5 protein-coding genes and 1 pseudogene are annotated in these 5,602 nt (G+C 71.6%); 3 read left to right on the top strand and 3 right to left on the bottom strand.

Translation table 11 applies throughout. The features are described from left to right. Positions 1-1,106: molybdopterin molybdotransferase MoeA (locus tag C1J00_RS37245; RefSeq protein ID WP_102913337.1), on the top strand; the 1,106-nt coding region annotated here is incomplete at its 5' end. Then, a complete protein-coding gene (locus C1J00_RS37240; protein WP_102913336.1) occupies positions 1,103-2,212 on the top strand; it encodes a potassium channel family protein in 1,110 nt (369 codons plus the stop codon). The genes C1J00_RS37245 and C1J00_RS37240, both read left to right, overlap by 4 nt. Before the next feature lie 71 nt (positions 2,213-2,283). Here the strand turns inward: C1J00_RS37240 and C1J00_RS37235 are convergent, their stop codons facing one another. Both C1J00_RS37235 and C1J00_RS37230 read right to left on the bottom strand, forming a co-directional pair. After that, complete coding sequence (locus tag C1J00_RS37235) at positions 2,284-3,132, bottom strand: ABC transporter permease (RefSeq protein WP_102913335.1); 849 nt, start codon at positions 3,130-3,132, stop codon at positions 2,284-2,286. Continuing rightward, positions 3,129-4,148, bottom strand: coding sequence for an ATP-binding cassette domain-containing protein (locus C1J00_RS37230; protein WP_102913334.1), 1,020 nt, complete (start codon positions 4,146-4,148; stop codon positions 3,129-3,131). The genes C1J00_RS37235 and C1J00_RS37230 overlap by 4 nt, the downstream gene beginning before the upstream one ends. Positions 4,149-4,317: 169 nt before the next feature. On the opposite strand from C1J00_RS37230, the gene C1J00_RS37225 reads away from it, so the two are divergent. Next, positions 4,318-5,307 carry an NAD(P)H-quinone oxidoreductase gene (locus C1J00_RS37225; protein WP_102913333.1) on the top strand — a complete coding sequence of 330 codons (990 nt, stop codon included), beginning with the start codon at positions 4,318-4,320 and terminating at the stop codon, positions 5,305-5,307. 69 nt (positions 5,308-5,376) lie between these two features. Here the strand turns inward: C1J00_RS37225 and C1J00_RS37220 are convergent. Next, positions 5,377-5,602: pseudogene (locus C1J00_RS37220) on the bottom strand (hypothetical protein); the annotation flags it as partial.

Genomic DNA, 5,602 nt, shown 5'->3' with positions numbered 1-5,602 from the left:
CCCTCGGCCTGACCCTCGCCGACCCGCTCGACGCCCTCACCGACCTCCCCTCCTTCGACACCTCGGCGATGGACGGCTGGGCGGTCTGCGGGCCCGCCCCCTGGCACGTACGGGACGAGGGCGTCCTCGCCGGGCACGCCGCCCCCGTGTCCCTCACCGACGGCGAGGCCGTGCGGATCGCCACCGGCGCTCGCATCCCCCCGGACACCACGGCCGTCCTGCGCAGCGAGCACGGGCGCGCCGACGCCAAGGGCCGCCTGTACGCGACCAGGGACGTCGTCCCCGGCCAGGACATCCGCCCGCGCGGCCAGGAGTGCCGCACCGGCGACCAGCTCCTCGCCGTCGGCACCCTTGTCACCCCGGCCGTCCTCGGGCTTGCGGCGGCGGCCGGATACGACACCGTCACCGCCGTCCCCCGGGCCCGCGTCGAAGTCCTCGTCCTCGGCGACGAGTTGCTCACCCAGGGTCTGCCGCACGACGGTCTGATCCGGGACGCGCTCGGCCCCATGCTGCCGCCGTGGCTGCGGGCCCTCGGCGCCGAGGTCACCGCCGTCCGGCGCGTCCGCGACGAGGCCGACGCCCTGAACGAGGCCGTCACCACCTGCGACGCCGACGTCATCCTCACCACCGGCGGCACCGCGGCGGGTCCCGTCGACCATGTCCACCCCACCCTGCGCAGGATCGGCGCCGAACTCCTCGTCGACGGCGTCACGGTGCGCCCGGGCCACCCCATGCTGCTGGCCCGCACCACGCAGACCCAGCACCTCGTCGGCCTGCCGGGCAATCCGCTCGCCGCCGTATCCGGCCTGCTGACGCTCGCCGAGCCGCTGCTGCGGATCCTCGCGGCCCGCCCGGCCCCGGAGCCGTACACACTGCCGCTCCGGGACGCCGTGCACGGGCACCCGCACGACACCCGGCTCGTCCCCGTCGTCCTGCGCGGCGACGAGGCCGTTCCGCTGCACTACAACGGCCCCGCCATGCTGCGCGGCATCGCGGCGGCCGACGCGCTGGCCGTCGTACCGCCGGGCGGCGCACGTTCGGGGCAGGAGGCGGAACTGCTCGACCTGCCCTGGGCGTCCGCAGGAATCGGGGTGTGTTTCACGTGAAACTTCCGGGCCAGGACGCGATCGCCCGCCAGGCGGACGAGCATTTGGTGACCCATCGGGTCTCACTACCGAGGAAGGTGGTGGAGCACCCGTTCCGCCAGGTCGCCAAGCGGCTCTCCATCGCGGTGCTGGTGCTCGTCGTGACCGCGCTGATCGTCTGGGCCGACCGGGACGGCTACAACGACAACGCGGGCGGTGGCGTCGACCTCCTCGACGCCTTCTACTACGCGACCGTCACGCTCTCCACCACCGGTTACGGTGACATCGCACCGGCCAGCGACGCCGCTCGGCTCACCAACATCCTCATCATCACGCCCCTGCGCGTGCTGTTCCTGATCATCCTGGTCGGCACCACCCTGGAAGCCCTCACCGAACGCACCCGGGAGGAGTGGCGGCTGACCCGCTGGAGGTCCACCTTGCGCGATCACACCGTCGTCATCGGCTTTGGCACGAAGGGCAGGTCGGCGATCCGGACCGTCTGTGCGACGGGCCTGAAGAAGGAGCAGGTCGTCGTGGTCGACCCGAGTTCCAAGGTGGTCGACGCCGCGACCGCCGAGGGCTACGCGGGCATCGTCGGGGACGCCACGCGCAGCGAGGTGCTCAAGCGCGCCGAGGTGCACAAGGCACACCAGATCATCATCGCGACCCAGCGCGACGACACGGCCGTCCTGGTGACGCTGACGGCCCGGCAGCTCAACCGCGGGGCGAAGATCGTGGCGGCGGTGCGCGAGGAGGAGAACGCGCCGCTGCTCAAGCAGTCCGGAGCCGACGCGGTGATCACCAGTGCCAGCGCCGCGGGCCGGCTGCTCGGCCTCTCCGTTCTCAGCCCCTCGGCCGGCATGGTGATGGAGGACCTCATCCAGCAGGGCACCGGCCTCGACCTCGTCGAACGGCCGGTCGTCAAGGCCGAGGTGGGCAAGAAGCCGCGCGAGGTCGCCGACCTGGTGGTGAGCGTCATACGTGGTCACCGGGTCCTCGGCTACGACGATCCGGCCGTCGGGAGACTGGAGCTGACCGACCGGCTCATCACGATCGTGCGGAAGACCCCGGCCACCCAGGTCGCGCCGGACATCCGCCCCATGCCCCCGATGCCCCGCAACAACTGAAGGCAGGGCAGAAGCACGCCGGCCGCCGCGCACCACCCGGTGCGCGGCGGCCGGCGAAACCCGGAGACCCGCTACTTCCGGTTGTACAGCCGCATCGTGACCGGCCCGAAGACCAGCATGAACAGCCCGGCCCAGCCCAGCGACCAGGCGACCTCGGCGGCCGGCCAGTCGCCGCCCATCAGACCGCGCACCGCCGACGCCAGATGGGTGATGGGGCTGTTGTTCACGAACGCCTGCAACCAGCCCGGCATCGTCTTCGGGTCCACGAACACGTTGGACAGGAAGGTGAGCGGGAAGATCACCATCATGCTGACGCCCATCACCGACTTCTCGGTGCGCAGCATCAGCCCGAACATCGTCCAGATCCACGAGAAGGCGAACGAGAAGGCCACCAGCAGGGCGATCCCGGCGAGCACACCGGCGACCCCGCCGTCCGGCCGGTAGCCGAGGATCATGCCGACCGTGAGCATCACGATCGACGCGATCGTGTACCGCAGGGCGTCACCGAGCAGATAGCCGACCATCGTCGACGGCCGCCAGATCGGCAGGCTGCGGAACCGGTCGAACACGCCCTTCTCGATGTCGGTGTTCACGGAGATACCCGTGTACATCGTGATCATCACGACCGACATCACGAGGATGCCCGGCAGCAGGAACTGGATGTACTCCTTCGGCGAGCCGGCCAGCGCCCCGCCGAACAGGTACGTGTACATCAGCACCATCATGATCGGGAACGCCGTGACGTCGAAGAGCTGCTCCGGCACGTGCTTGATCTTGAGGATCGCCCGCCAGCCGAAGGTCATCGAGGCCGACCACGCACTGGGCCGCGGCGGCCGCTCCTTGGAGACGAGCAGCGCGGCGAGGGAATCGGTGCTGACCGGGGCGAGCTCTGTGCTCTCGGTGGTCGTCGCGGTGCTCATGCCGCCACCTCGTCCTTCGGGTCGTCGGAGCGGTCGGAGGAGTCGTGCGTGTCGTGCCCGGTGAGGGCGAGGAACACCTCGTCGAGGCTGGGCTGGCCCAGCGAGAAGTTGTCCACGGTGATCCCGGCGCGGGCCAGTTCGCCCAGGGCGCGGGAGGCCTGCTCGGCGGCGGAGTCGTCGCCGGCCGCCGTGGTGAGGCGGGCGGTGAGGGCCACCGGGTCGGGCTCCGGCTGCACCTGCGCGTCCAGGGCGCGTCGTAGCAGGCCGGCCGCGAGATCGCGCTGCTCGGGATCTCGTAGGCGCAGATGGACGGAGCCGGCGCCGACGGACGACTTCAGCTCGCCCTTGGTGCCCTCGGCGATCACCCGGCCGCGGTCGATGACGGCGATCCGGGACGCCAGCTGGTCGGCCTCGTCCAGATACTGCGTGGTCAGCAGCACCGTGGTGCCCTGGGCGACCACGGCCCGCACGATGTCCCAGACCTGGTTGCGGCTGCGAGGGTCCAGGCCGGTCGTCGGCTCGTCGAGGAAGAGCAGGTCGGGGGTGTTGAGGATGGACGCGGCGATGTCGATGCGGCGCCGCATGCCGCCGGAGTAGTGCTTGACCTGCTTTGCCGCCGCCTCCGAGAGCCCGAAGGCCTCCAGGAGCTGGCCGGCGCGTTCGCGGGCGGCCTTCTTGTGGTGTCCGAGGAGCCGGCCGAGCAGGACCAGGTTCTCGGTGCCGGTGAGGTCCTCGTCCACCGACGCGTACTGGCCGGTGAGGCTCACCCGGCCGCGTACCTCGTCCGCCTCGCGGACGACGTCGTGGCCGAAGACATGCGCCTCGCCGCCGTCCGGCCGCAGGAGTGTGGCGAGCATCTTCACGGTGGTGGTCTTGCCGGCGCCGTTCGGGCCGAGGACGCCGTAGACCGTGCCCGCGGGCACGGCCAGGTCGACTCCGTCCACGGCCCTCGTCTCGCCGAACGTTTTCACCAGGCCCGCGGTCTCGATCGCCAGGCCGGACGTTTGCGTGCTCATGCTTCGGGTCCTTCCGCGTGCTTGGGCTACGCATGGAAAGACCCTTACGGTCGCGCAAACTCATCGGTTCCGCACCCGGGTTTTGCGGGGACCGGACCAAAGGCGTAGCCGCGGCGGTCCCGGGGACGGAGCGGACTCGGTCCGAGGACCGAGGGGTACGGTCCCTTGCATGCATGCGATCACGATTCCCGAACCTGGTGGGCCCGAGGCGCTGGTCTGGGGCGAGGTCCCCGATCCCGTGCCCGGCGAGGGCGAGGTCCTGGTCGAGGTGGCGGCGGGCGCCGTCAACCGGGCCGACATCCTGCAGCGGCAGGGCTTCTACGAACCGCCGCCCGGCGCGTCCCCCTACCCGGGCCTGGAGTGTTCCGGGCGGATCGCCGGGATCGGCCCCGGCGTCTCCGGCTGGAACGTCGGCGACGAGGTGTGCGCGCTGCTCTCCGGCGGCGGCTACGCCGAGAAGGTGGCCGTCCCGGCCGGGCAGCTGCTGCCCGTGCCCGAGGGGGTCGGCCTGAGTCAGGCGGCGGCGCTGCCCGAGGTGGTCTGCACCGTCTGGTCGAACGTCTTCATGGTCGCCCACCTGCGGCCCGGCGAGACGCTCCTCGTGCACGGCGGGTCCAGCGGCATCGGCACGATGGCCATCCAGCTGGCCAAGGCCTTCGGTGCGCGGGTGGCCGTGACGGCCGGTACGAAGGAGAAGCTCCAGGCGTGCGCCGAGCTGGGCGCCGACATCCTGGTCAACTATCGCGGGCAGGACTTCGTCGAGGAGGTCAGGACGGCGACGGACGGCGCCGGTGTCGATGTCATCCTCGACAACATGGGCGCCAAGTACCTGGAGCGCAACGTCAAGGCCCTCGCCGTCAACGGCCGCCTCGCGATCATCGGCATGCAGGGCGGTGTCAAGGGCGAGCTGAACATCGGCGCCCTGCTGGCCAAGCGCGCCGCGATCAGCGCGACGTCCCTGCGTGCCCGGCCCCTGGAGGAGAAGACCGCCATCGTCGCGGCCGTACGCGAGCATGTCTGGCCGCTGTTCGCGGACGGCCACCTGCGCCCGGTCGTCGACCGTGAGCTCCCGATGCGGGACGCTGCCGCCGCACACCGGGTGGTCGAGGAGAGCGGCCACGTCGGCAAGGTCCTGCTGATCACCTCGCAGGACGCCTGACACCCGGCGCTGCGGAGGTCCGTCAGAAGTCTCCGGACCAGTCCCCTGGGCCAGTCCCCTGCCAGTCCCCTAGACCCTCCGCAGCCGCAGCGCGAAGAACGCCAGGCCCAGCCCCAGTCCGATCAGGACCAGGCCGCTGCCCAGGGGCAGGATCCGCAGGACCGGGCGGACGGGCCGTTCGGCGCTGGCGGCCTCCCGCACGGGCTGCTCCGCAGGAGCGGAGGTCACCGGGGCGGTCCGCCGCGGCTCCTCGGGGAGCGCCGTGGCGTCCGCGACGCCCGGCCCCTCCCCGGCG

This window comes from Streptomyces cahuitamycinicus (assembly GCF_002891435.1).
Lineage (GTDB): Bacteria > Actinomycetota > Actinomycetes > Streptomycetales > Streptomycetaceae > Streptomyces > Streptomyces cahuitamycinicus.
Note: the sequence above shows the minus strand (reverse complement) of the source record. Positions and strands in the feature narration are given on the sequence as shown.

What these genes read in the sequence shown, in the direction of transcription:
- C1J00_RS37230 (WP_102913334.1), bottom strand. Translation starts at nt 4,148, where the DNA reads ATGAGCACGCAAACGTCCGGCCTGGCGATCGAGACCGCGGGCCTGGTG.
- C1J00_RS37235 (WP_102913335.1), bottom strand. Translation starts at nt 3,132, where the DNA reads ATGAGCACCGCGACGACCACCGAGAGCACAGAGCTCGCCCCGGTCAGC.
- C1J00_RS37225 (WP_102913333.1), top strand. Translation starts at nt 4,318, where the DNA reads ATGCATGCGATCACGATTCCCGAACCTGGTGGGCCCGAGGCGCTGGTC.